Origin of the sequence: Polaromonas vacuolata, assembly GCF_012584515.1 — a bacterium.
GTDB classification, from domain to species: domain Bacteria; phylum Pseudomonadota; class Gammaproteobacteria; order Burkholderiales; family Burkholderiaceae_C; genus Polaromonas; species Polaromonas vacuolata.
In genome coordinates this window covers 1,621,616-1,646,581 of record NZ_CP051461.1, presented here as the reverse complement: position 1 = coordinate 1,646,581, position 24,966 = coordinate 1,621,616, and the positions used below count along the sequence as shown (strand labels likewise).

General features: G+C 51.1%; 22 protein-coding genes and 1 pseudogene. 14 read left to right on the top strand and 9 right to left on the bottom strand.

The window, feature by feature from the left end; genetic code table 11:
• Positions 1-10: 10 nt before the first annotated feature.
• Positions 11-967 carry a histone deacetylase family protein gene (locus tag HC248_RS07510; protein WP_168921950.1) on the bottom strand — a complete coding sequence of 319 codons (957 nt, stop codon included), beginning with the start codon at positions 965-967 and terminating at the stop codon, positions 11-13.
• A gap of 31 nt (positions 968-998) precedes the next feature.
• Between HC248_RS07510 and HC248_RS07505 the strand changes: the two genes are divergently transcribed.
• The 10 genes and pseudogenes from HC248_RS07505 to HC248_RS07460 all read left to right on the top strand — a co-directional run bounded on the left by HC248_RS07505 (position 999) and on the right by HC248_RS07460 (position 13,603).
• Positions 999-1,919, top strand: coding sequence for an AAA family ATPase (locus tag HC248_RS07505; RefSeq protein WP_168921949.1), 921 nt, complete (start codon positions 999-1,001; stop codon positions 1,917-1,919).
• A 129-nt stretch (positions 1,920-2,048) separates the two neighbouring features.
• The gene (locus tag HC248_RS07500) at positions 2,049-2,990 is read left to right on the top strand and encodes a DUF58 domain-containing protein (RefSeq protein WP_238342758.1); all 942 of its coding nucleotides are present in this window, start codon (positions 2,049-2,051) and stop codon (positions 2,988-2,990) included.
• Entirely contained in the window at positions 2,984-5,074 is a 2,091-nt protein-coding gene (locus HC248_RS07495) for a transglutaminase TgpA family protein (RefSeq protein ID WP_168921948.1), read from the top strand. Before HC248_RS07500 ends, HC248_RS07495 begins: the two co-directional genes overlap by 7 nt.
• An 8-nt stretch (positions 5,075-5,082) precedes the next feature.
• Complete coding sequence (mltB, locus tag HC248_RS07490; protein WP_420372001.1) at positions 5,083-6,210, top strand: lytic murein transglycosylase B; 1,128 nt, start codon at positions 5,083-5,085, stop codon at positions 6,208-6,210.
• A gap of 404 nt (positions 6,211-6,614) precedes the next feature.
• Positions 6,615-7,596, top strand: a pseudogene (locus HC248_RS07485) (IS30 family transposase).
• 45 nt (positions 7,597-7,641) lie between these two features.
• Positions 7,642-8,832 (top strand): hypothetical protein, encoded by a 1,191-nt coding sequence (locus tag HC248_RS07480; protein WP_168921947.1) that lies wholly within the window; start codon positions 7,642-7,644, stop codon positions 8,830-8,832.
• Positions 8,833-8,973: 141 nt separating this feature from the next.
• The gene (locus tag HC248_RS07475) at positions 8,974-9,924 is read left to right on the top strand and encodes a LysR substrate-binding domain-containing protein (RefSeq protein WP_168921946.1); all 951 of its coding nucleotides are present in this window, start codon (positions 8,974-8,976) and stop codon (positions 9,922-9,924) included.
• 56 nt (positions 9,925-9,980) lie between these two features.
• Positions 9,981-11,399, top strand: coding sequence for an FAD-dependent tricarballylate dehydrogenase TcuA (gene tcuA, locus HC248_RS07470; RefSeq protein ID WP_168921945.1), 1,419 nt, complete (start codon positions 9,981-9,983; stop codon positions 11,397-11,399).
• On the top strand, positions 11,386-12,582 hold the full coding sequence (gene tcuB, locus HC248_RS07465) for a tricarballylate utilization 4Fe-4S protein TcuB (protein ID WP_168923733.1): 1,197 nt from the start codon (positions 11,386-11,388) through the stop codon (positions 12,580-12,582). The genes tcuA and tcuB overlap by 14 nt, the downstream gene beginning before the upstream one ends.
• Before the next feature lie 73 nt (positions 12,583-12,655).
• Entirely contained in the window at positions 12,656-13,603 is a 948-nt protein-coding gene (locus tag HC248_RS07460; RefSeq protein WP_238342791.1) for a tripartite tricarboxylate transporter substrate binding protein, read from the top strand.
• Positions 13,604-13,671: 68 nt separating this feature from the next.
• Here the strand turns inward: HC248_RS07460 and HC248_RS07455 are convergent, their stop codons facing one another.
• The 6 genes from HC248_RS07455 to HC248_RS07430 form a co-directional block, all read right to left on the bottom strand.
• Entirely contained in the window at positions 13,672-14,046 is a 375-nt protein-coding gene (locus HC248_RS07455) for a response regulator (RefSeq protein WP_168921943.1), read from the bottom strand.
• 11 nt (positions 14,047-14,057) lie between these two features.
• Complete coding sequence (locus tag HC248_RS07450) at positions 14,058-14,300, bottom strand: hypothetical protein (protein WP_168921942.1); 243 nt, start codon at positions 14,298-14,300, stop codon at positions 14,058-14,060.
• Positions 14,300-16,942 (bottom strand): chemotaxis protein CheA, encoded by a 2,643-nt coding sequence (locus HC248_RS07445; RefSeq protein ID WP_168921941.1) that lies wholly within the window; start codon positions 16,940-16,942, stop codon positions 14,300-14,302. Before HC248_RS07445 ends, HC248_RS07450 begins: the two co-directional genes overlap by 1 nt.
• Complete coding sequence (locus HC248_RS07440; protein WP_168921940.1) at positions 16,942-17,310, bottom strand: response regulator; 369 nt, start codon at positions 17,308-17,310, stop codon at positions 16,942-16,944. The genes HC248_RS07445 and HC248_RS07440 overlap by 1 nt, the downstream gene beginning before the upstream one ends.
• 155 nt (positions 17,311-17,465) lie before the next feature.
• Complete coding sequence (locus HC248_RS07435) at positions 17,466-19,076, bottom strand: chemotaxis protein CheW (RefSeq protein WP_168921939.1); 1,611 nt, start codon at positions 19,074-19,076, stop codon at positions 17,466-17,468.
• An 11-nt stretch (positions 19,077-19,087) separates the two neighbouring features.
• The gene (locus tag HC248_RS07430; protein WP_238342757.1) at positions 19,088-20,896 is read right to left on the bottom strand and encodes a methyl-accepting chemotaxis protein; all 1,809 of its coding nucleotides are present in this window, start codon (positions 20,894-20,896) and stop codon (positions 19,088-19,090) included.
• 582 nt (positions 20,897-21,478) lie between these two features.
• Between HC248_RS07430 and HC248_RS07425 the strand changes: the two genes are divergently transcribed.
• A complete protein-coding gene (locus HC248_RS07425; RefSeq protein WP_168921937.1) occupies positions 21,479-22,189 on the top strand; it encodes a YebC/PmpR family DNA-binding transcriptional regulator in 711 nt (236 codons plus the stop codon).
• 61 nt (positions 22,190-22,250) lie between these two features.
• On the opposite strand, the gene thiD is transcribed toward HC248_RS07425, so the two are convergent.
• Positions 22,251-23,126, bottom strand: coding sequence for a bifunctional hydroxymethylpyrimidine kinase/phosphomethylpyrimidine kinase (gene thiD, locus HC248_RS07420; RefSeq protein WP_168921936.1), 876 nt, complete (start codon positions 23,124-23,126; stop codon positions 22,251-22,253).
• 159 nt (positions 23,127-23,285) lie between these two features.
• Here thiD and HC248_RS07415 point away from each other — a divergent pair, with 159 nt between their 5' ends.
• The 3 genes from HC248_RS07415 to HC248_RS07405 all read left to right on the top strand — a co-directional run bounded on the left by HC248_RS07415 (position 23,286) and on the right by HC248_RS07405 (position 24,523).
• Positions 23,286-23,597: a hypothetical protein gene (locus HC248_RS07415; protein WP_168921935.1), complete on the top strand. Its 312-nt coding sequence runs from the start codon at positions 23,286-23,288 to the stop codon at positions 23,595-23,597.
• 81 nt (positions 23,598-23,678) lie between these two features.
• Positions 23,679-23,846 carry a hypothetical protein gene (locus tag HC248_RS07410; RefSeq protein WP_168920680.1) on the top strand — a complete coding sequence of 56 codons (168 nt, stop codon included), beginning with the start codon at positions 23,679-23,681 and terminating at the stop codon, positions 23,844-23,846.
• Positions 23,843-24,523, top strand: a complete 681-nt coding sequence (locus HC248_RS07405) for a cupin domain-containing protein (protein ID WP_238342756.1) — start codon at positions 23,843-23,845, stop codon at positions 24,521-24,523. Before HC248_RS07410 ends, HC248_RS07405 begins: the two co-directional genes overlap by 4 nt.
• Before the next feature lie 83 nt (positions 24,524-24,606).
• Here HC248_RS07405 and HC248_RS07400 read toward each other — a convergent pair whose 3' ends face one another.
• Positions 24,607-24,924, bottom strand: coding sequence for a YnfA family protein (locus HC248_RS07400; protein WP_168921934.1), 318 nt, complete (start codon positions 24,922-24,924; stop codon positions 24,607-24,609).
• Between the last annotated feature and the right edge of the window lie 42 nt (positions 24,925-24,966).

Genomic DNA, 24,966 nt, shown 5'->3' with positions numbered 1-24,966 from the left:
GGCGAAAAGGTCAGTAAAGATCGGCAAGAACGCGAATATGCGCCTCTACACTTCGCGCCAGCGATGGCAAGTCATAACCGCCTTCTAGTGAAGACACAATCCTGCCCTTGGCATGACGCCGCGCCACATCTTTGACGCGCTGAGTAATCCAGGCAAAGTCTTGCTCAACCAAACCCATTTGACCCAAATCATCGTCTCTATGGGCATCAAAGCCAGCGCTGATAAAAATCATCTCGGGTTTGAATTCCTCTAAGCGCGGAATCCAGTATGTCTCAACCAAATCACGCACATCCATGCCCCGGGTATACGCCGGCACCGGTAGGTTGAGCATGTTGGGCGCCGGGTCCTCAGTGCCACTGTAGGGGAAAAATGGGTGTTGAAAAAAACTCACCATTAACACCCGCTCATCACCTTGGAGAATATTTTCCGTGCCGTTGCCGTGGTGCACATCAAAGTCAACAATCGCCACCCGTTTAAGGCCGTGGCGTTCTAAAGCATGCCGCGCACCTATGGCAATATTGTTGAAAAAGCAAAAACCCATGGCCATGTCACGGCAAGCGTGGTGGCCGGGTGGCCGGACAGCGCAGAAAGCGTTTTCGATCTCGCCAGCCATCACTGCGTCGGTGGCGGCAATGACTGCGCCCGAGGCACGTAGCGCAGCATTCAAGGTGTGAACATTGAGTTGCGTATCCGGGTCTATCTGCGCATGACTCGGGCCACCGGCCAAAATCTCTTCAGATAAACGCGCACTCATGCCGTTCAAAGAGGCAATCAAGGACGCATCGTGCGCAAGCAACACATCAGCCGAGGTGGCCAACGCGGCATCGCGGATAGCCAGCACATCGCGGACTCCGCTGGCTAGCAAACGATCCTCTATCGCGCAGAGCCGCTCTGGACACTCCGGGTGGCCAGGGCCCATCTCGTGCAAGTGGCAATCTTTGTGTGTGAAATAACCAGTTGCGTTCATAACGTAAAAAATTTGCGGTAAGGTTAACAGCATGAACGTCAAAGAAAAACTTCAGGCGCTAATAAGTCAACTCAACACGGTGATTGTTGGAAAACCGGCTCAGGTTCAGGACTGCGTCGCCTGCCTCCTCGCCGGTGGACATTTGTTAATTGAAGACGTTCCAGGCGTTGGAAAAACCACGCTAGCACATGCATTGTCGCGCGCATTTGGCTTGGACTTTTCGCGCGTGCAGTTTACGGCAGACCTCATGCCCAGCGACTTATCGGGTGTATCGGTTTATGAAAGGCAAAAAGAAAGCTTCGTGTTTCATCCCGGACCCATTTTTGCCCAAGTATTGCTGGCCGACGAGATCAATCGCGCCAGCCCCCGCACTCAAAGCGCACTGTTAGAAGCGATGGAGGAAAAACAGGTCACAGTCGAAGGCGAGACGCGCATTTTGCCAATACCTTTTTTTGTGATCGCCACCCAAAACCCGCATGACCAGATAGGCACTTACGCGCTACCCGAGTCACAGCTTGACCGTTTTCACATGCGCATCTCATTGGGTTATCCGGATCGTGCGGCAGAGCGAGAACTACTCAGAGGCCAAGACCGGCGAGAAATGCTGGCCCAGCTCCAGCCCATGCTAAGCCCCAGTGAATTAATCAACTTACAGCAACAAGTTAGCCAAGTGCATGCAGCCGAGCCGCTGCTCAACTACGTGCAGGACTTGTTGGAAGCGAGTCGATCCGGCCGCTGGTTTGTCCAAGGCCTGAGTCCACGCGCCGGCATTGCGGTGCTGCGCGCAGCCAAGGCACATGCATTTTTAAGCGGCCGCGACTATGTCGCACCCGACGACATTTGCGACATACTGCCGCAAACCACGGCCCACCGCTTGCAGCCGGTGAGTCTGGCAGGACGCGGCTCGCTTGAACAGGTGAGCGCAATGCTCAACGCTGTACCACTGCCTTGAGTAAGATCAAATAATCCTGAAACGCCGAACCAAACCTTTGTTGCTGCTTTTGTGCCCCAACTACCCAACCCCCAAGCCATTTTTCTGGCTTTTATAAGGCGCCGCTATCAGGCCTGGTGGCAAGCCAGATTGCCACTTGCTGATCAGATAAAACTAACCCAACACAATGTCTACATACTGCCCACTGGCCCGGGACTGATGCTTGTAGCGACACTCGTCACGCTGCTAATTGCCTCCATCAACTACCAGTTAAGTCTGGGCTATGTGCTGACTTTCTCGCTCGCCGGCAGTGCGCTAGTTGGCATGTTCATGGCTCACAACACTTTGCGCGGACTGGTGATGGATTTAGGCTCGCCAACTGCGCAATTTGCCGGTAGTCCAGTTGCCATGGACATACGCCTTCACAACCCTGACAAAAGCGTTCGCTACGCGTTAATTCTTGCTATAAAGCAATCACAAAAATCAAAAAATACACTCGTCAAGACAGAGCTCTGCACCGATGTCCCGGCCCAAGGCAGCTGCTCGTTGCAACTGACATTTACGACCCAGCAGCGCGGTCTGCAGCGCCTACCAAGCGTGACCATAGAGACCCGCTACCCACTGGGCAGCGTTAAAGTTTGGGCCTACTGGCGTCCAGCCGCACAGGTCATGATTTATCCACGGCCTGAAGCCAATCCCCCGCCTTTGCCTTTGTCCACAGACATGGTCAGCGCAGAAAACAGGCACGCAGAGCAAGCGCAAAACAGTGCTGACTGGGGCGCGATTCGCAGTTACAGACGCGGCGATCCGCTCAAGCAAGTGATCTGGAAAAAAGCTGCCAAAGCAGATCAATCAGGTGATGCTTTGGTAGTGCGCATAGCGCAGCCAAACGCACAAAAAGAGCTTTACTTAGATATCAACCAAACCGGTACGCTAAGCACAGAGGCGCGTATCTCTAGACTTTGCGCCTGGGTGTTGGAGGCACAAGCACAGGGGCTTAGCTATGGTCTGCGCCTACCGGGTTTAGACATTAGTCCAGCAGCTGGTTTAACCCAGCAACGGCGCTGCCTAGAGGCGCTGGCTTTATGCTGAGCCTAGCAACGCCTAAAGTCTTTAGGGTAATCAACGCCCTGCCAAGAAACAGCCGCGACACCTTGTTTTTGCTATTAGTGATCGCCTGGCTGGTAATACCGCAAGCCGCACATCTGCCACTTTGGTGTACCTTGCTGGCGCTTGCCGTGCTGATCTGGCGCGGCATTCTTGCTTGGACCGCAAGACCACTGCCCAGTCGTTGGTGGTTGCTAGCACTGATGGCAGTGACATTGGGGTCAACCTTAATTAGTTACAACACTCTCCTCGGGCGTGATGCTGGCGTGACACTGCTGGTGGTGTTGCTAACACTCAAAACACTGGAGTTACGAGCACGCCGCGATGCTTTTGTAGTCTCATTTCTTGGTTTTTTCTGTTTATTGAGCAACTCTTTTTATTCACAGACAATTTTTAGCGCCATCACTATGCTGATAGGCCTACTGGGTCTTCTCACCGCGCTGGTTAATGCGCACATGCCGGTGGGACGTCCACCCCTGTTAGCGGCAGCGCGCAGCGCCGGCTTTATGACTTTGATGGGTATGCCCATCATGGTCTTGCTGTTTTTACTGTTTCCTCGAATGTCACCCCTGTGGGGACTACCCAACGACGCCATGACCGGACGCAGCGGCTTGAGCGCCAGCATGATGGTGGGCAATATCGCCAGCCTAGCGTTGGACGAGAGCATAGCCATGCGCATCCACTTTGAAAATGGCCGCATACCGCCGCGACAAAACTTGTATTTTCGCGGGCCGGTGATGACTCACTTTGATGGCCGAAGATGGCAAGCCTCACATTTAGAGTTTGAATCTCGCTTTAGCGAGACCTCAAACCTCAAGGTGTTTGGCGCTCCGATTAACTATGAAGTCACTTTAGAGCCCAACAATCAGCCTTGGTTGCTACTGATGGACGCGGCGATTGAGCCGCCGCAGTTAAGCGGCATCAAAGCGCGCATGCAAAGCGACCTGCAGTGGCAGCTTAACCGCCCAATTACCGACTTGGTGCGCTACAAAGCGCAAAGCTATGCGCGTTTTCAACACGGGCCGACCACCTTTACACCCGGCCTACGGCCAGCGCTAAATCTGCCGCCTGGCTTTAATCCACGCACGCTAGCGCTAGCCAAACAAATACGCAGCGATCCACGCTTTCGTGCGGCAGGCAACGCTGAGCTCGTTGACCTAGTGATGGATAAATTACGCACCGGTGGCTACAGCTACAGCTTAGAGCCCGGTGTTTACGGTACCAACAGCGCCGACGAATTCTGGTTTGACCGCAAGCTGGGGTTTTGCGAGCACATTGCTTCAGCCTTTGTACTGCTTATGCGTGCGCTGGATGTACCGGCACGCATAGTTACCGGCTACCAAGGCGGCGAGCAAAACAGCGTGGACGACTATTGGGTAGTGCGCCAAAGCGATGCCCATGCATGGGCCGAAGTCTGGCTTGAGGGCAATGGTTGGGCTCGAGTAGACCCAACCTCGGCAGTCGCACCGGGCCGCACCGGCGCATTCCAGAGACTGATTGCGCCACGCGGCGTGGTGGCACAAACACTGAGCAATTTAAGCCCAGACCTGCAGCGGCAATTGCGCGCCGGCTGGGACGCCTTAAATAACGGTTGGAATCAATGGGTGTTGAATTACACCCAGAGCAAGCAGTTAGACATCTTAAAAAATTTAGGTTTTAAATCACCAAGTTGGGAAGACCTCGGTTACCTGTTGATGGCGATTGTGCTGCTAGTTAGCGCACTAGCTGCTGGCTGGGCGCAGCGATACCGCGGTGCTCAAGATAGCTGGCTACATCTGCTAAGAAAAGCGCAACAACGCTTACGCAAAGCCGGCATTTACGACAGCCGCAACCAAAGAGCAAGCCCACGTCAATTAGCTGAAACTTTAAAATCTCAGCGCGACATAAAAGAAGCCAGCATCAAAGCGATTTACGACTGGCTGATAAAGCTAGAAAGTCAGCGCTACGCCAGCGCCAGCAGCACAACAACCAAATTACAAAAAAAACGCGAGATAAGACAACTTAACCAGCAATTTAAACAACTGCAATGGCCAACAAAAAAATCTCAATCCGACCGCAAACCAAACTAACGAGCTGAATGAAAAATCTCAATCTGATGAATCGAATTAAACCGACTGCAAGACTTCTAAGCCGTTGCGCCCTTGCGCTTGCCGTCACACTCACGGGTAGCATTAGCGGCTACGCAGTGCAAAAAAAACCAGTATCCAGCGCTGCCAGCAAATCGCAAAAACAAGACCTCTCACCGTTTTATGCAGAGCGCCCAGACGCTATGGCGTTTGCCGACGAAATGGCAGCTAGGCGCGACTTAGATCCGGCTTGGGTTCGTAGCGCAATAGGCGGTGCACGTAATGTGGAACGCATCTCAAGCTTGATGCAACCGGCAACCAAGCCATTTGTAAAAAACTGGAATGCCTACCGTGGACGCTTTATAAATCCGGGTCGAATTCGGGCCGGTGTGGCGTTTTGGAATGACAACCAAGCGAGCTTAATGCGTGCAGAAAAAGAGTATGGCGTGCCAGCTGAAATCATTGTGGGAATTCTCGGCGTAGAAACTATTTACGGCGGCAATACCGGCAGCTTTCGTGTCATAGATGCACTCACAACCTTGGCCTTTGATTTTCCTCAAAGCCACCCGCGCGCAGCCGAGCGCAGTGCTTACTTTAAAGGTGAGTTAGAGCAATTTTTAAGCCTGCAAAACCGGCGCAACGCAAGCCCATTCGATCAACTAGGAAGCTACGCAGGTGCGATGGGCATGCCGCAATTCATGCCCACTAGCATCAATAAATACGCAGTTGACTTTGACGCGGATGGTCAGATTGATTTACTCAGCCCAGCCGACGCCATCGGCTCAGTTGCCAACTACTTCAAATCCTTTGGTTGGAAAACCGGCATGCCAGCTTATTACCCGGTGCGCTTTGACACCAGTATTTTGGACATGGACACGCTGATGGCGCCAGACATATTGCCCACTTTTAGCGTTGCCAGCTTTGGCGCCAAAGGCGCGGTGTTAGAAGGCCAAGCCTTACAGCATCAAGGACCACTGGCACTGGTCGAGCTACTCAACGGCGCGGACCCCGCGCAATACGTTGCCGGCACAGAAAACTTCTACGTCATCACACGCTACAACTGGAGTAGCTATTACGCTATGGCAGTGCTGGAATTAGGACAAGAAGTCAGTCGCAAAAGAAATTCAGCAGGAAATTAACTCTAGCGCTGGTTAAGCAACAGGTTTTAAAAAATCACTATTGCGCTGTTGCGAGTACTTAACCGTATACACAGCCGCACGATTTTTGATTCGCTTTGATAGTTTGAAATTGAAACCATTCAAAAAATGCTTGATTAAACAATTAGGCAAACATTGACGCGAGTATTGGTATGAACATTATCGTGATGACTAACCGCTTCATCGAAGCTGCCGTCTCAGCTAGCCATTGAGTAAGCATAAAGATGAACTTTGACGCAAAGTTTGTGACAAAGTTTTCACAATAATTTTCACAAAGATTAAAGTCGCGGATTCAAGTCTGAAGTGCAACTTTGAAATTAACCGTACGGGTGGGTGAGATGTGAGAGCATCCAAGCTTCCCGACTACCAAGTCAAAGTTGCCCAGAATGATTTACACACACCTCACCCGTGACGAACGTTACCAGATTGCAATCCTCGTCAAAGCAAACTTCAATCAAAGTGAAATTGCAAAAATGATGGACCGTGATAAATCGAGCATCAGCCGTGAGTTGCGTCGTAACCGCGGTCTACGAGGCTATCGCCCTAAGCAGGCAAATGACAAAGCCCAAGAACGTAGACTTGCCTGCGCCAATAGTCCTAGAGTTGCTGACTCGACATGGGCTGTAGTGGAGGAAAAGTTGGCTGAGGCTTGGAGCCCCGAGCAAATCAGCGGCCACCTCGAAGCTAGCCACCAACCCGGTGTTAGCTATGAGAGCATTTACCAGTACATCTACGCTGACAAACGCGCGGGCGGCACCTTGCATAAAACACTGCGTTGCCAGAAGACGCGAAAAAAAACGCAGCAGTGGCCGTGAACGGCGCGGCACCATCTCTCACCAGGTCTCAATAGAACTGCGACCCGACATCGTGCTTGAGCGTGCGCGCTTTGGCGACTGGGAGGCTGATCTGGTGATTGGTGCCGGGCAGAAGCAAGCACTAGTGACGATTAATGAGCGTGTCTCTCGCTATTCAATAATTTTCCACGTGCCATTCAAAACAGCGCAAGCCGTAGGGGACGCGTTAATCACTTTACTCAAACCGTTCGCTCATTGCGTGCACACTCTCACGACTGATAACGGCAAGGAATTTGCCCAGCATGAACGAATAGCTTCTGCGCTGAGTGCAGATTTCTTTTTCGCCCATCCATACGCCTCGTGGGAGCGTGGGGCGAACGAGAATATGAACGGTTTGATTCGCCAGTTTTTCCCAAAGGGGATGCGCTTTAATTGCATAACCGACGATGACATTGCTTTAGCGATGCACAGGCTCAATCATCGTCCTAGAAAATGTTTAGGGTATCGAACGCCGCATCAGGTTTTTATGGAACAGTTAGAGTCCTATCAGCATACGGTTGCACTTCAAGCTTGAATCCGCCAGTGAATTTGTAGTGACTACTCAATACAAAGGTTTTTTATGAATCCCTTAACACCCTCATCCGCTCGCTCAACACAACTGCAGTCCAGGCCTACGTATGAAAATAAAAATTCAGAATCTAAACACGCAATAAATCATCAGTCAGCCGTTAATATCGCGATAGAAATTAGCCAGGAAAATCCACAAAATGCACCGACAGCAGGTGATGTAGGGCAAACCAAGATACTGACTGGCATGACAAAGCTGCATGGACTGGCTAAAACCGGAAATGAGGAAGCTGTCGACATGCTAATGCAGCTAAGCGCGCACAGTAACGACGCTATTGCAGAACAAGCGCAAGCTAAAATACTAGCGCTCAATACTTCGCTAAACGTTCCACCTCACATCAAGTTGGCAGTCTCAGAATTAGCGCTAGCTCTTTATAGCGCCCAAAAAAATCAGCACGACGCCGTAAAAAGTGATCGTCTTTTGAGTGGTATTTTGTATCTCGCTGGCGCTCAGGCAAGCAGCAATGGTGAGCGATTAATAAAGAACGCTATTGAAGAAAAACTAAGCTCGCGCAATCCTCAAAAACAGATTGATCCGGCACTTGTAGACAATATTCTCAACCCTGGCCGGCTTGTTCCCAGCCATGAAATTTATAACAATGCGCAAAAATTAGGGCATTTGCAGCATATTGAAAATCCATTGCGTTTAGGCGGCGAGATCAGCAATGCGTCAATACGAAAAATCAGCGAATGTCTGCACAACATGCAAGAGAGTCCTTCAGGTCATAAAGTAGTCGAGGCGTTGATACATGGAAACAATCACTACATCACCGCCCTTTTCAGCTTAGCTAGTGATGGGAAAATCAATTGCGATTGCCTCGATACGCACAGCGAATCCATACCCGACGCAGAAAACCAGTTAAGAGCAAAACTAAACGCTGTTTTACCCGGTGAGATGGGCGCTATCACTTTTACCCAAAATGACGCGCTGCAACGCAACAATGCCTGCGGCGTGGTCAACCTCATGCTGCTGCAGCATCTCGACAAAACGTTATCCACTTTATGGCCAGACGCAACATTAAACCCTGCGTCTCCACCGCCAAGTGCAAAGCCATCTATCAAAAACATAATTGACGATTTCTCAAGACAACTAGGTCAACTCAACGACCCAGAAAAAGATGCTGTTTTCAGCGCTAAACGGGCTGAGATAATTGCGGATTGGCCAGCCGAAAAAGCGTTGTAAAGTTCTTCACAATTTTTTTAGCGCCACACAATCTTGTCATGCTAACGGCCTATTACTTGATTCATGCAAGGCAGTCTCAGCACAACGACAAGCCCTATCTAACTGACTAGTTAAGATCAGGGTTATGAATCCTCACTGTTTATGGAATTAAGACAACTGCGCTACCTAGTGCGCGTGATTGAGCTGGGCAGCATGGGTAAGGCAGCGCTGGATTTGGGCGTTGTCACTTCCACCTTGAGTCAGCAAATTAGCCGCTTAGAGAGCGAGCTTTCTACTCGACTTTTACAACGCACCTCAGCCGGCGTATTGCCAACAGACGCTGGTCTGGCTTTCTACCAACAAGCACAACTCGCACTACGCCATGCCGATGATGCAGTGCGATCTGCCCAACAGGCGCGGCTATCTGGTCATGTCAGTTTGGGCTTGGCACCCACGACTGCCGCAGTTTTGGCGATGCCTTTTTTAACCGCCATGCACAGTCGCTATCCCGACATACGTTTGCGATTAGTGGAAAGCCTATCGGGAAACCTCGCCGATCAACTCAATTCACGCCAACTCGATCTAGCAATAATTTTTGACACCGAGTCAGCCAAGCGCTGGAGCATCACGCCGCTGCTAGACGAGCGCTTATTTGTGATCGCCGCCAACAGCTTGCCGGGTCTGCCCAAACAGGGCGTGAAACGCGTGCGCATCGCACATCTGGCACACCTTGGCTTGGTGCTGCCCAGCGGCTCACACGGACTGCGTGCCATCATTAACCGCGCGTTTGCACAATCAGGCTTGGTGCCGCAAGTAGTGCTTGAAGTCGATGGGCTAGCGGTTTTAATGTCGGCGGTTCAGTCCGGCATTGCCGCGACGATTCAACCGGGCCCTGCCATCGCGCGCATGCCTGCAGGCAGCCTGCGCTTACTGGAAATCTCGGATGCCAGCGTTTATCGCCGCAACCTACTCGTCAGTTTGTCTGACAGTGAACTCTCTCCCGCCGGATTAGCCGCGCGCGTAGTGCTGCGCGAAGTTGCATTACAACTGACAAGCTCCGGCCAATGGCACGGCGCGACTCTTCACGAATCGTTAACACCTGTTGTCGCTTGAGCCACTAGCGGGCCCAGACGTAGACCAATAGACTGCTTGGATTCAAGGAGTTAGCGATGAAAGATGTTCTGGTCATAGGCGGTGGTAACGCCGCACTGTGCGCGGCGCTAACGGCCGCCGAGGCCGGCGCATCCGTGCTGTTACTGGAATCCTCGCCCCGTGAATGGCGCGGCGGTAATTCGCAACATGTGCGTAATCTGCGCTGCATGCACGATGCGCCGCAAGACGTGTTGATTGAGAGCTATAGCGAAGAAGAATTCTGGCAAGACTTACTCAAAGTCACCGGTGGTTTGACGGATGAAAAACTCGCCCGCTTAGTCATACGCGCCTCATCAAATTGCCGACCGTGGATGCAAAAACACGGCGTGCGCTTTCAGCCGCCGCTCTCTGGCGCATTGCATGTAGCCAGAACCAATGCTTTTTTTATGGGCGGTGGTAAGGCCTTGGTCAATGCGCTCTACCGCAGCGCCCAAGCCTTGGGAGTAGAAATTCGCTACGACACACCGGTCGATGCAATTGAAATCGTGGGCGGCCACTTTCTTTCAGCCTCTAGTGGCGCACAGCGCTTTGAAGCCCGCAGCTGCGTGCTAGCCGCTGGTGGTTTTGAGTCCAACCGCGAATGGCTGCGCGAGGCTTGGGGGCAAAACGCAAGCGGCGAATGGCCGGCAGACAATTTCCTCATACGCGGCACGCGCTTTAACCAAGGCGTGATGCTCAAACGCATGATGGAGGCCGGCGCAGACATGATTGGTGACCCGTCGCAATCTCACTGCGTCGCCATTGATGCGCGCGCACCGCTTTACGATGGCGGTATTTGTACGCGTATTGATTGTGTCTCACTAGGCGTGGTGGTGAACCAAGATGCCGAGCGCTTTTATGACGAGGGCGAAGATTTCTGGCCCAAGCGCTACGCTATTTGGGGCCGGTTAGTGGCCCAGCAGCGCGGGCAATTAGGCTACTCCATCATTGACGCCAAAGCCATTGGCCACTTTATGCCGCCGGTTTTTCCGGGCACGGTTGCTGATAGCCTGCCAGAACTGGCACGCAAACTCGGTCTGCCTGAGGCAGCTTTTATGCGCACCATGAACGACTACAACGCGGCTTGCAATCACGGCCAGTTTGACCACACCACGCTCGACAACTGCTTTACTGAAGGCCTCAGTCCAGCCAAAACACACTGGGCCAGAACCGTCGACACCGCACCGTTTTACAGCTACGCCCTCAAGCCCGGCGTGACCTTTACCTATTTAGGTTTGAAAGTCGATGAAACCGCTGCCGTGCGCTTTGCCGGCAAACCGAGCGACAACTTATTTGTCGCCGGCGAAATGATGGCCGGCAATGTGCTCGGCAAGGGCTATACAGCCGGCGTTGGCATGTCGATTGGTATTGCCTTTGGCCGCATCGCCGGCGCGCAAGCAGCGCGTGCAGTTAAGCAAATGAAAACAACCAGTGACACCGAATATGCAGCAGCTTGAAGCGCTAGTCCAAGACGCCAAAAATGCGGTCTCGCCTTTTTCAGAGCGTAGCGAACGCAGGGGATTGGGGATTGATTTAGTCCTAAGCGCAGAAGAAACCGAAGTCGCGCGGCAAATGCAAATTTGCAATGCCTGCCGCTATTGCGAAGGCTTTTGCGCGGTGTTTCCTGCGATGACAAGACGCTTAGATTTCGTCAAAGCCGACATCCACTATCTGGCCAATCTTTGCCACAATTGCGGTGCCTGCTACCACGCCTGCCAATATGCACCGCCGCATGAGTTTGCCGTCAACGTACCGCAAGCCATGGCCAAATTAAGACTAGAAACTTATGTTGACTACGCTTGGCCACCCGCCCTGGGCGCGCTGTATAGGCGCAATGGTTTGACGCTGGCGTTGGCACTAGCCGCAGGATTGGCGCTGTTTTTAATTCTTACTATCGCCATTAAGGGCACGCTGTTTCCGGGCCCGTTAGCCGGGAATTTTTACGCCATCTTTCCGCACAATTTAATGGCCTTGATGTTTGGTGCAGTCTTCGGTTTTGCGCTGCTGGCGCTCGGCATAGGGGTTACAAAATTCTGGCGCGATATATCACCCGGCCAAGCCACGGGCGCAGCGCTTGGCGAAGCCAGCAAAAACGCATTGAGCCTGCGTTATTTAGACGGTGGCCATGGCGAAGGCTGCAACGAAGAAGACGACCGCTTCACCTTGATACGCCGGCGTTTTCATCACCTGACTTTTTACGGCTTTATTCTTTGCTTTGCCTCCACATCGAGCGCAACTTTTTACCACTACTTTTTAAACAGCCAAGCGCCCTACTCACTCACAAGCTTGCCGGTTGTGTTGGGGACACTGGGCGGGCTAGGCTTACTCATAGGCCCTGCCGGTTTGCTCTGGCTAAACCTGCGCCGTCATCCTGATGCCGGAGACGCCGCACAAAAACCCATGGACAGAGGCTTTATCGCTTTGCTACTTCTAACCAGTGTCAGCGGCCTAGGCCTACTCGCGTTTCGGGACACTGGCGCTATGGCTTTGCTGCTAGCCGTACATCTAGGCATTGTGATGGCGCTGTTTGCCACGATGCCTTATGGCAAATTTGCACATGGCATATTTCGCTGCGCTGCACTACTAAAGTCAGCAATAGAAAAACGCCAACCGTTAAAGCTCAAGCTTGGTTCCGACTGATTCTTTTCTTAATTACAAAAATAACCTGGAGACAATAAAAATGAGATTCACACGCCGCATTATTTTTACCCGTATGGCGCTAGCCGCTGCCGTCGCTTTTAGCTTTTCAGCCCATGCGGCGGACAGTTGGCCGAGTAAGCCGATTTCATTGGTCGTGCCTTTTGCGGCAGGCGGCACAACCGATATTTTGGCGCGTGAAGTCGGCCAAAAACTCAATCAAGCGCTCAACCAGCCATTCATCATTGACAACCGCCCCGGCGCTGGCGGCACACTAGGCGCAAGCTTTGTGAGCAAAGCACCGGCTGACGGCTACACCTTTTTAATGGCCACCGTAGCGCACACCATGGCACCTGGCATTTACAAAACGCTGCCCTACGACTTTTCCAAAGATTTAGTACCGGTTGGTTTAGTTGCGCTTACGCCCAACGTGCTGCTGGTCAACACAGCTATCCCCGTCAAGACTGTGGCCGAACTGGTGGCTTACATCAAGGCCAACCCCGGCAAAGTGAACTATGGCTCGGCCGGCACAGGTAGCACAGAACATTTCTCTGGCGAGATGTTTCGCGCTATGACGAAAAGCGATATCTCGCACATTCCCTACAAGGGCGGTGCACCCATGATGACTGATCTCATGGGTGGGCAAATTCAAATGGCGATTGAAACCAGTCCGTCGGCCGCACCGCATGTGCGCAGCGGCAGAGTCCGCGCCTTAGCAGTAACCACCATGACGCGATCGAATGCTTACCCCGGTGTGCCAACGTTAGACGAATCGGGCGTCACAGGTTATGACGTAACAACGTGGTTTGCCTTAATGGCCCCGCGCGGCACGCCGCCCGCGATCACTCAACGCATGAATACAGAACTCAACAAAGTGCTCAAATCACCTGATTTAATGAAACGCTTTGAAGACCAAGGTGTGTCTGCCGGTGATATGACGCAAGCCCAACTGGCCAGTTTCATAAGCACAGAAACTACCAAATGGCACAAAGTCGCCAAATCGTCTGGCGCTAGCGCAGAATAAAAAATCTCAGGTAAATAGTGATCACAAAAAAAAGAGTGAGCGTAGCCAAGTGACTTAAGGTTTAAGCGTTATGTCCTAGGCAATACTTGCTCTATCACCCTAAGCAGTTCAGCGTCTGCAATCGGCTTGACCAACCAGCCGTTAGCACCCATTTTTTCTCCCTCAGCACGCTTGTCAGCATGGCTTTCAGATGTCAGTGTGAGTATGGGCATTGAGCGAAAATCGGGCAACGTTCTGACGTTTTGAATTAACTCAAGACCGCCCATATTGGGCATATTTATGTCGGTAATCATAAGATCAGGTTTTAGACCGGCATTGAGCTTTTCCAAGGCTTGAAGGCCGTCGCTAGCCGTTTCAACCTTAAAGCCGTTCGCCAATAAAGTAGCGGAAACACTCATTAGTATGGTGGCTGAATCGTCGACGAGGAAAATTGTTTTAGACATTGACGAGCCTTTTATTTTTTGTCACTTAATAAAGTCTCAAGCCAGCAGTGCAAATCCGTGTCGTCAGGCCAAGCTGCAATACGATTTCCTGCAGCCATTAGCACCTGTAAGTTAGCCGAATGCAAATGCGAACAAGCCGTTAAATGCACCGTAGCATGTGGCTTATGCTTCAGCCATTGCTGCAGACCTTCAGCATCATCAACCGTCGCAACACCCTCGAACAACGCTTGATTTTTTTTGTAGCGTATTGGCATCACACGATCTCCTTGACATCTAAAACCATTAGCACTGAGCCATTGCCCATTAGCGCCGATCCGGAGTAGGCATAGAGTCCTGCCAGTACGCCGCTCAATGGCTTTTGTATAACGTCTAGCGTTTCATGAAATTCGTCAACGATGATGCCGACTGATTCAGAGCCAACACGCACCACCAGTACTGCCATTTCGTTCTCGGAATTAGTCAGTTGAGTGACGGCAATGCCGAGTAAAGTATTCAAAGACTTGAGCGACAAGATCACGCCGCGTCGCACAATTGTTTGACTTTGCTTGATGTTGCGTATGGCGCTAAGAGGCACGCGTAACGTCGCCACCACATGCTCTATGGGTACGCCAAAAAGTTGTCCATCAGTGACGACAATCATGACCTTAGTCAATGCCACTGAAAGCGGCAATATGATACGAATGCGGGTGCCTTGACCAATTACGCTTTCAAGCGTGATGCTGCCTTTTACTTTTTCTACTGCCGTTTTAACCACGTCAAGACCAACGCCACGACCCGACAAATCATTGACCACGTCGGTGGTGGAAAAGCCTGCAACAAAGACTAAATTAATAGCCTCGGCATCGCTTATACGCTCAAGCTTTAGCGCATCTATCAACCCTTTTTCAAACGCTTTGTGTTTGATGATGGCGGGGTCTATGCCTTTACCGTCGTCACTGATTTCAATCAGTATCTGACCGGCGTCTGGTGCAGAGCGAATAGTCAACCGCCCTGTCGCTGGCTTACCGACTTCGCGCCGCACAGCCGCAGTCTCAATACCATGGTCAAGGCTATTGCGCACAATGTGCATGAGTGGATCAGCCAGCGATTCAATAATATTTTTATCCGCTTCTGTTGCTTCGCCTTCGAGCACTAGTTGGACTTGCTTATCTAGCTTGTGCGCGAGATCTCGCACCAAGCGCGGAAAGCGCTGAAAAACATTGCTCATCGGCATCATGCAGACTTGCATGATGGCGCTTTGCATTTCCTCAGCGATGCGGCTGATGACAAAATACTGATCCTTGATTTGACTCGCGAGTTCACGCACGCCAAACTGTTCCTCAGCGCGCTGAGCCAAATAAGGCAGCGCATTTTTTGACACCATCATCTCGCCAATTAAATCCATCAGTAAATCAATTTTTCGTTGCTCAATCTTAAGGAATTTTTGACTACTTTGAGCATCACTACGGTTGAAATTTATTCCCTCACCAACATTTGGATCACGTGTGAGTGGCAAAAATTCATCCGCACTTTCGATGCTCGTTTTATCTTGATTAAAGGACTCAAGGTTTTGAAAAATCACATTCTTCGGTGTACTTTGCGAAAGCGTATGTCCGTTTAAATGATCAGTTTGCACAGTTTTCGCCGCCACTTGTGTGACCGTTATTGGCTGACTCAGCTCAACGGTTGAAGGTTTAAGTCGCGTTGATAGCCAGTCGAGCAATGCGGCGTTGCTACCGGTTGCTAGCGATAAAGCCAATGCAACTTTAATTTCTTCGCGGGCTGACTCGTCTCCATTGGCACGACTGCAATTAGTCAAAACGCTGGCTGCGGCTTTGACTCGTCCGGCTTGCCAGACTTGCTGGTCGTCGAGCATTAATATTTGACGTTGGGCTTCTAAAATGGTGACAACCAAACTATGGGCTTGGTAGATAGGTGGCGGCAAAACCGAGGCTGAATACGCCAGAGAATTCTCAGGCTCGTGGCTAATAATTTGTCCGTTAAGAGGCGGTGCAGCAGGCGCGCTCAGAATTGGAGGCGTTAAAGATTGGGTAAAAAATTCGTCATTGTCTGCTTCATCATCGGGATGATGCGCAAGCGCGAGCAGTTGGCGCGCATCGACTTCTACTAACGTGATCTGATCAGCTACAGAACGAAAATGAGTCAGCAAAGTTTCTGGCGCAGCATCACTTAGCAACTCAAACGTGAGTATGCAGCGGTAAATATCCAGTTTAGAAATTGACGGCCAGACTTCGCGTGCAAAAATACGACCCCATAAAAATCCTGGTGTTTGTCTGACCGTGAAAAACGGATCATCGCCTTGAAGAAAACACTTTTCGTCAGGCTGAAAGACTAGCCAATGTAATCGTCCACCGCCAATGACCAAATCGGAAACAGCCAGCCGTATCGCTTCAGGAATAACTAACAGAGGCGAGTTTTCAGCATTAGGTTTGACGCTTAAGGGCGACGACCTACCTTGCTGCGCAAGGTTTAAAGACAAGCCATTTAATGGCAGTGGTTTGGGCGCAGTATGCAAGCGCAAAAAGTTTTGCAAGGCTGCTGCAAAATGCGCAGAGTCGCTCGCGCGTGAGCCATCGAGATGATGTGTCAGCTCTATGTCATCGCAAAGTAAACCAACAAAATCCATTGCACTAAGCAGCTGATCGGCCCAATCTCTTGAATAAGCGACTTGCCCCTTACGTACCGCCTCCATCAAATCTTCGCCTGCAGACAAAACTGTAGTCATTTCTGGAAAATCAAACAGCCCGCTATTGCCTTTTAACGTATGCACCCGTCGAAATAAATTATTCATCAGCTCAGAATTATTCGGTGCCTGCTCTAGTTGTATTAAATTCTCGCTAATCGACTGCAAGCATTCACGCGCCTCTGGCAGAAATTGTTCGAGTAATGAATTCATCAACTGGCCTCTCCGAGCAATAGACGAACATGGCTGAGCAGATGCTCAGAATTAATAGGTTTGACCAAGTAACCATTGGCACCAGCGTGAAAGGCACGGCTTTGATCGTGCGCGCTTGACTCTATCGAGACGATAAAAGCCGGTGCTTGCTCAATCGCCTCGGAACGCAGTTGACGTAAAAAACCATAACCATCTAGCTTGGGCATATTGATGTCGACTATGTATAAGTCATAAGGCTTGCGCAGCGCTTTTTCAAGTGCATCCTCGCCGTTGATGGCCTCGTCCACATGAAAGCCACCGGCTTGTAGTATCAATCGGTGATACATGCGCATGGTGATGGCGTCGTCAACAATTAAGATACGTTTCATCTTTTGCCCCAAAATTTTTGTGGACAATGGCTGCAAGGAATTTCTGTAGCTGGCAATATGAATAGCTAGGGTAGATATAAGCCAAGATAGTCAGCCTAAAATTAAGTAGTGGCAGGCACTCCAACTGGTTAAAAATGCGTTTTTTCATCATCGCCTTAGCTGCCTATCGACGCTAGGCTTTTAAGCTCGTCATCGTCGACCAAATGCGAAGTGTCGAGTAACTGCAGTATTCGTTTTTGCGGGCTAATATTTGCCGTGCGTGTCAGCAGCTTGCCATGCTGAATAGACAGGGGTGATGACAGCTCTATCATCGACCGGGAAACTTTCAATAACTCTGCGACTTGGTCGACGATAAAGCCGGTACGCAGCTTATCAATGAGAAAAACCAAAATGCGCTGCTCACTAGAGCGCTCAACTCTGGGTAGGCGCATACGTAAGCGCAAGTCAATTACCGGCAACACACTGCCGCGCAGATTAATCACACCTTCGATAAATGTTGGCGCACCCGGCACTTGTCTGAGCTCGTTTGGAACATGAGTAATTTCCTGAACGCTATCAACGGGTACGCCAAACTCTTCCTTATCGAGGCGAAAAACCACCATTTGCTCATCGTCGTCTGCCGGCTCTTGAAGGCCTGCGTTGACACTATTAGCAACGGTTTTTTCAACCCTATCAGTCAGACTATTTAATGTTTCTTTGATGATGGAGTGATTAAACAGCTTGTGCACCTGAATGATGCAAACTAAACGCGCACCATTATCGAGGCGACAGATTTCGGCGATGTCGGCCATGTTGCCACCATCAAAGAGCAGGCTTGGCATTGGATCCACCAGGGTTTTACCAATACGCATTACCTCATTCACTGCATCAACGACTACGCCTATGCTAGTGCCTTGCCAAGTTAACACCAAAATACGATTTTTCTCATCTAAGGCTTTGTCGGGCAAACTAAACATGCGGCGTAAACTGACTAGCGGCAAGATTCGGTTGCGCAGCGTCATCACTTTCATAACTTGAGGCAGTGAATCCGGCATATGCATGACGGTGTCGGGTAGCTGTACGATCTCCTGCACGTGATCAATAGCAAATGCATATTCTTGATCTGCAATATGAATGCTTACTAATTTCAATTCATCGTTAGCCATTAAATTTGCTTTAGCATTAATCGCAACATCACTATGGCTACCGACAGACAAACAATCAAGACTAGGCCTTTTGGTGAAAGCTGCAAGGTAGGAAAATTCACGTTGAATCAGCTTACTTAAGTCCAGCACCATGATCATGGCGTGTCCGCCCACGTCCTTGATAAAGCCCGAGAGCAAACCGCTGTCTACGCTGGAGCCAATCGGATCGACAGCTTCAACTTGGTGTGGCTCGACAGTCACCATATTGGTCACGCAGTCCACCACAAAGCCCAGCGGCTGGCCAACATTAATCACGACCGCGCGGTTGGCCTCGTCATACGCCATCTCCGCAAAACCAAATATGCTGCGCAGCGAGATGATTGGTAAAACTCTGCCACGTAGGTTGGACAAACCTTTCAGTGCTGGCGGCGCTAACGGCACTCTGACAATATCTGGCAAACGTATGATTTCTTGTACTGGCTCCATATCAACAGCGAAGACCTCGCCGCCGGCGATAAAAGTTATAAATTTTCGAAGTGCAAACGCGGGAGTATTAACCTCATTTTCAGTAGAACGCACGTTGTGTAAAAACTGAACTTGTGGTGCTGGCCCATGTTGATCGAGATTAATCTCTAACGTCATGTCAGCTCTCCTTAAGAAGCGTTTTGTAATTCGTCGGCGAGCGAAGAAATTTCCTCAATCGCCGCCGCTAAATCTTGCGCACCTTTGGACTGCTGCGAGGCAGCGCTAGCCGCTTGCGCTGCCGCTTTATCGGCCTGCTGAGCGGCGTCAGATATTTGTTCAATACCTTTCTTGGCCTCGTCGATAGCGCTGACGATTTCCCTTGAAGCGGCGAGTATTTCGCGCGTACCTTGCTCGACGACGACGATGTCTGCCTCTATCTGATTGAGGTTGGTGGTTGATACTTTGGCCTGCTCAACTTCGCCTAAAGCTGACTTGACAATGTCATTGAGATCGACACTCACCACGGCAATCTGGTCTTGCACAGCCTTAACCAAGTCCTTGATACGGTCAGCATTTTCTGCAGAGTCACGCGCCAAGTTACGGATATCAGTTGAGACCACCACAAAACCTCTGCCGAACTCATCCGCCCTTGCCGCTTCTATAGAACCGTTCACGGCCAGCATATTGGTCTGAATCGAGACCATGGTGATAGCGTCAACAATCTTATTGATGCGGCGTGAAACCTGCTCAAGATTTTTGACCTGTTGTATGCTTTCCTGCGTGCCCTTCACAGAGGCAGTAATGCCTTTGATCAACTCATCGACAGACAACTTGTTCACGCCTAACGTGGCGAGCACATCTTTCACCTTGGCACCACCAAGTGTTGCGCGTTGTTGAGCGACATCTACGCCTTTTTCAATCTGGTTAACGGCTGAGTAGGATCGCTCGCAAGCGGCGGCGGATGTTTGTGCGCCTTTGCGAATCTTTTCAATAGCGGTCATGATTTGCGAGCTATCACTGCTGATGTCCTGCACCGCAGAGGACAAAGCCTCAGCCGAAGACGCAAGGCCTTCTGCACGATTGGCGACATCAGTTGAATTTTTTAGCTCTTGTGCCATTTCAGACAAAGCCTGAGTAGCCTGTTCGGATTCAGCCAGCGCTTGGGACTGTCGTTGCATGATTTTGGCGGCGTCTTCAGCGGCGACTAACTGCTCAACTGCAGCTGCGGCAATTTCATCAGCGCCCTTTAGTGCCTGTCTAGCCGCAGCATCAGATTGTTTCGCGCCTATCGCAATTTCAGTGATACCGCGCACTACTTTGATCACGTCGGTGCGAACCGCTTCGAGTTGAACAGTGATGACTTTGCCCTTCTCAATCTCGCCATCAATTGCTTTGGCTGAGGTGTTGATACCTTCGGCAATCGCTTTGACGTCCTGTTGAATCTGAACCACTAAGTCCTGAATTTGCTTGGCACTTTTCTCCGATGTCTCGGCCAACCTTCGCACCTCCTCTGCCACCACTGCAAAGCCCTTGCAATGCTTACCGGCGCGCGCCGCTTCAATCGCGGCGTTCAAGGCCAGTAAATTAGTTTGATCGGCAATCCGAGCGACAACCTTGACGATGTCGCCGATATTAATGGCCTGCTTTTCTAGCTCTACCACTGTGGCCACAGAGGCAATCTGCCTCTGACCCGCAATAGCCACATTAGTGATTAGATTGGCGATGTCAGCAGCCGTCTTAGCCACTAGGTTCTGAGAGATTTCAGCCTTTCTTTGGCTGATGTCGGCGTTTTGCAGTTGCAATGCAATAGCGCCTATCACCACATTAAAGGCAGTCATGGATTCAAGCGATGCGCTAGACGCCACCTTGGCACCAGTGGCCATTTGATCAGCCGCATGCTTGAGTTGCTCGGCTGCGCTGGCGGCCGCATTGATGCCTGACGACAACTCACCGGTTGCTGCGGCAATGCGCTCGGCAACTTGCTGTTGCTTGCTCATCGATCTGGCTTTATCGCGCTGTAGGTCTGCAATATGCATTTCAGCAACACTAGGTTTGTACATGCCCGTTGCAATCAGACCGATTAGTTTATTAGAGAATATCTTGAGCAATTGCATAGTGCTTTTCCCTTAAGTTGGTTTCTGGGCAGTGGGTGTGTCAACTGCTTTTAAGAAAAAAACTTTTTATTAATTCAAAAATACGAACTAATGTATTAAATGTAATTGTTTGTTTCAGATGTGTTTCATAAATAGTACAGATGAATTTTGATACACATTTTATTTTCTATCAATTAGTGATTTTGGGCACGAATAATCGATAAAAATTAATGGCTATAGCCAGTTTTAGCTACTTGCAATCGGTCATTTAAATATTGGAAATTGAATGAGGAGAGCTCATCGAAGCAAAAAAAGTAACGTCTTTTCAGCCGTGTTCCGCCATCATTCGGCGCTGTAAAACTGAGCGGGAAATGCGCACGCACAGTGCCAGGCTGATCAGGTGTATAAAATTACGCCTGATCGGTTTGCACAGACGGTGCAAGCTCAAACCACTCGTAAAAAAAAGCAATCAGCGAAGGAATACCAATGGGCGCGCAATGGAAAGCAAAGGGCAAGGATTTAGCAGCCAGTGCCAAGGGCAAAATTTTTGGCAAACTGGTTAAAGACATCATGATTGCCGCGCGCAGCGGCGCTGACCCAGCGCTGAATTCCCGCCTGCGACTGGTGGTGGAGCAAGCTCGCAAAGTCTCTATGCCGAAAGAAACATTGGATAGAGCGCTAAAAAAAGGTGCTGGCTTGACGGATGATGCGGTTCACTTTGAACGCGTCATCTACGAAGGCTTTGCACCCCATCAAGTAGCAGTGATGGTGGAATGCTTGACCGATAACGTCAAACGCACCGCACCTGAGATGCGGGTGTTGTTCCGCAAGGGCCAGTTGGGTACCTCGGGCTCGGTCGCTTGGGATTTCGACCACATAGGCATGATAGAAGCGGCACCGCTCAACCCCGACGCTGACGCCGACAGCGCAGCGATTGAGGCTGGCGCTCAAGACTTGGAGCCCGGTGAAGATGGCAACACACTGTTTTTGACCGAGCCAGCCGATCTGGATTTGGTGAGCCGCGCACTACCGGCTCAGGGTTTTAATGTGCTGTCCATGAAGCTGGGCTATAAGGCAAAAAATCCAGTCAATCCCGCCGACCTGAGCCCGGAGCATTTAGAAGAAGTCGAGGCCTTTTTGGCGGCGATAGATGCCAACGAGGATGTGCAAGAAATTTATGTAGGCCTAGCAGGCTAACTTTAGCGTTGGCGAGACTTCATTGTCAAACGGTCGACTAGCGCTATGCCACCAGCGCTGGCTAGACCGAATCCAGACCTGAAATCAAGCCTGTATCCAAGCGTTTTAGCCGCATAAGCTGGGGCGCAAACCCATGATTTAGCGGCCCACTACCGGCACCGGTGCGCACTACCGCCCCAGCAGCAATGGCAGCCCTTACATAGTCACGTGCTGCATGCACCGCCGTACGTAAATCCAAACCCAGCGCCAGCTGCGCTGCAATCGCCGAAGACAGTGTGCAGCCCGTGCCGTGGGTATTTGCGCTGGCAATACGCTGGCCGCGCAACCAATGCGGCGGCTCGCCCGGCGTGAGCAGCAAATCGCTGACCTGATCACCCGGCAGATGGCCGCCTTTAAGCAACACGGCTTGGGCGCCCATCTCCAGTAGTTGCTGCGCCGCGCCCAGCATGTCTTGCTCGCTGACCAAGGGCCTAGCCACTAACAACGCAGCCTCATCTAAGTTGGGTGTGACCAACATGGCACGGCCAAATAGTTCGCGCACCAGTGCAGCGATAGCCGGATGGTCTATCAGCACCGCACCGCTAGTGGCCACCATGACCGGGTCTAACACCACATTTTTAAGACTATGCCGGTCAATCGCCGCTGCTACCGCCAGCACAATATCGGGCGCATGCAGCATGCCTATCTTGACTGCATCAACACCTAAATCACTCACCACTGCATCTATTTGATCGGTCAACATTTGTGGCGGGATCGCATGGATTGAGAGCACACCCAGCGTGTTTTGCGCAGTCAATGCGGTAATTGCGGTCGCGCCGTAGCAGCCCAGCGCAGCAATGGTTTTGAGGTCTGCCTGTATGCCAGCACCGCCGCTGCTGTCAGAGCCTGCAATGCTCAACACACGCGGGTATTCGAATTGAAAAGTAAGTGGGTTCATGCGCTTGAAATGTGAGGGGAAAGTCTAGGGCTTTAGGTTATTGCGCAATGATATATTGGGCTTTTGCTTTGGCCGCGTTGGTTAAGCGCACAAAGATTTTATTCAAGTACGGAATGCGTCAACTGACGTGTTTTTTTGCAATGTTCTGGTCAAGGTTTTATGAAGACAAACGCTTGGAAATGGTTTTTAGCGGCGTTGATTGTTTTGCTAGTCGGATTTTTCACGCTGGGAAAAAACGTTGCGTCTAGCTACGAGTCAGTGCTCAGCCGCCATCTCGGTGGTGCGCAAGACTTGGTATTTACCCAAGTCATACGCTACAAAAATGGCACGGTTTGCGGCTTGCTCAGCCGCTCTAACTTACCGCCGCAAGGCTTTATGGTGGGCGCTAAACAAGAAGTTGCGCTTGATGACGAGACCCCCGAAGGCAAACTGATTTTCAAAACGTTAAGCCAACGCTACTGCCACGATTAACGCAAACTCACTTAAATTAACCCGCTGTCAGCAACAAAGCCGATGGCAGGTAAAAATCTAAGCCTTAACAAGGACAAAATTATGGAAGAAGACGAGCGCTGCTGCGGCACCGGCACCTGCCTTATAAATGCCGACGGTTTGTGCTGGTGTGGCCAGCAGTGGGACGGCGAGAAAATGTCCCGCCCGGCCGACGAGCAAGAAAACCTTTCCACCTCCAAACCGGCAACGCCCTTAGAAGACAATTCATGAGCCAAACTGCCAACATGCAAGCGACCCAGCTCAACGCTGATGTGTCGCTGCGCGTAGTGGTTCAAAGTGAGCAACTGCCTTGGCTTGACTCGCCCTCCCCCATGGTCAAACGCAGAGTTTTGGCACGCGATGGCGGCGAAGTGGCCAAAGCAACCTCCGTCGTGAAGTACCTGCCTGGCGCCAGCTTTGCAGATCACCAACACGGATTAGGCGAAGAAATTTTTGTACTCGAAGGCAGTTTGTCCGACGCAGCGGGCGACTACCCAGCTGGCACCTACATCAAAAATCCACCAGGTTCAAGTCACGCACCTTTTTCTAAACAGGGCTGCACGCTCTTCGTCAGACTGCGTCAAATGGACCCAGAAGATAGCCAACGGGTAGTCATCAACACGCGCAGCGCGCAGTGGTTTGAAGGCATGGTTCAAGGGCTGACAGTATTACCGCTCACTGAATTTGGCAGCCAACACACGGCCATGGTGCGCTGGGCGCCGGAGACTTTCTTTAATCCGCACCGACATTTCGGTGGGGAAGAAATCTTTGTTGTCGAAGGCGTTTTCTCGGACGAGCATGGCGACTTTCCAGCCGGCAGCTGGATGCGCAGCCCGCATTTAAGCCAGCACAAGCCGTTTAGCAGTGAAGGCTGCTTGATTTTGGTCAAGACCGGTCATCTGATCTAAACCCAACTGGAACAAACCCTAGCCACTGTGTTGGCTCAATTAGCAATTTCTTGAGACTTTGGTGTTTAGTCTCATGCTGCCGCCTAACGCGGCTGTAAGACGATCACAGCCACGCCAAGCAGCGCCAAAGCACAGCCCGCTACATCCCACGCTGACGGCTTAATTTTGTCGATCAACCACAACCAGCTAACAGCCGTTGTGATGTAGACACCGCCATAGGCCGCGTAAACCCGACCGGATGGCGCATCGTGCAGCGTCAGCAGCCAGACAAACACGGTCAAGCTAATCGCTGCAGGTATGAGTAGCCAGACCGACGCGCCTTGTTTTAACCACAGGTAAGGTAAGAAGCAGCCGAGTATTTCTGCCAGTGCGGTGACGAAATATAAAAAGAAAGACTTCACGTTGGCCTAGACAGAAATGGGGGATGGACAAATGCAGGAATT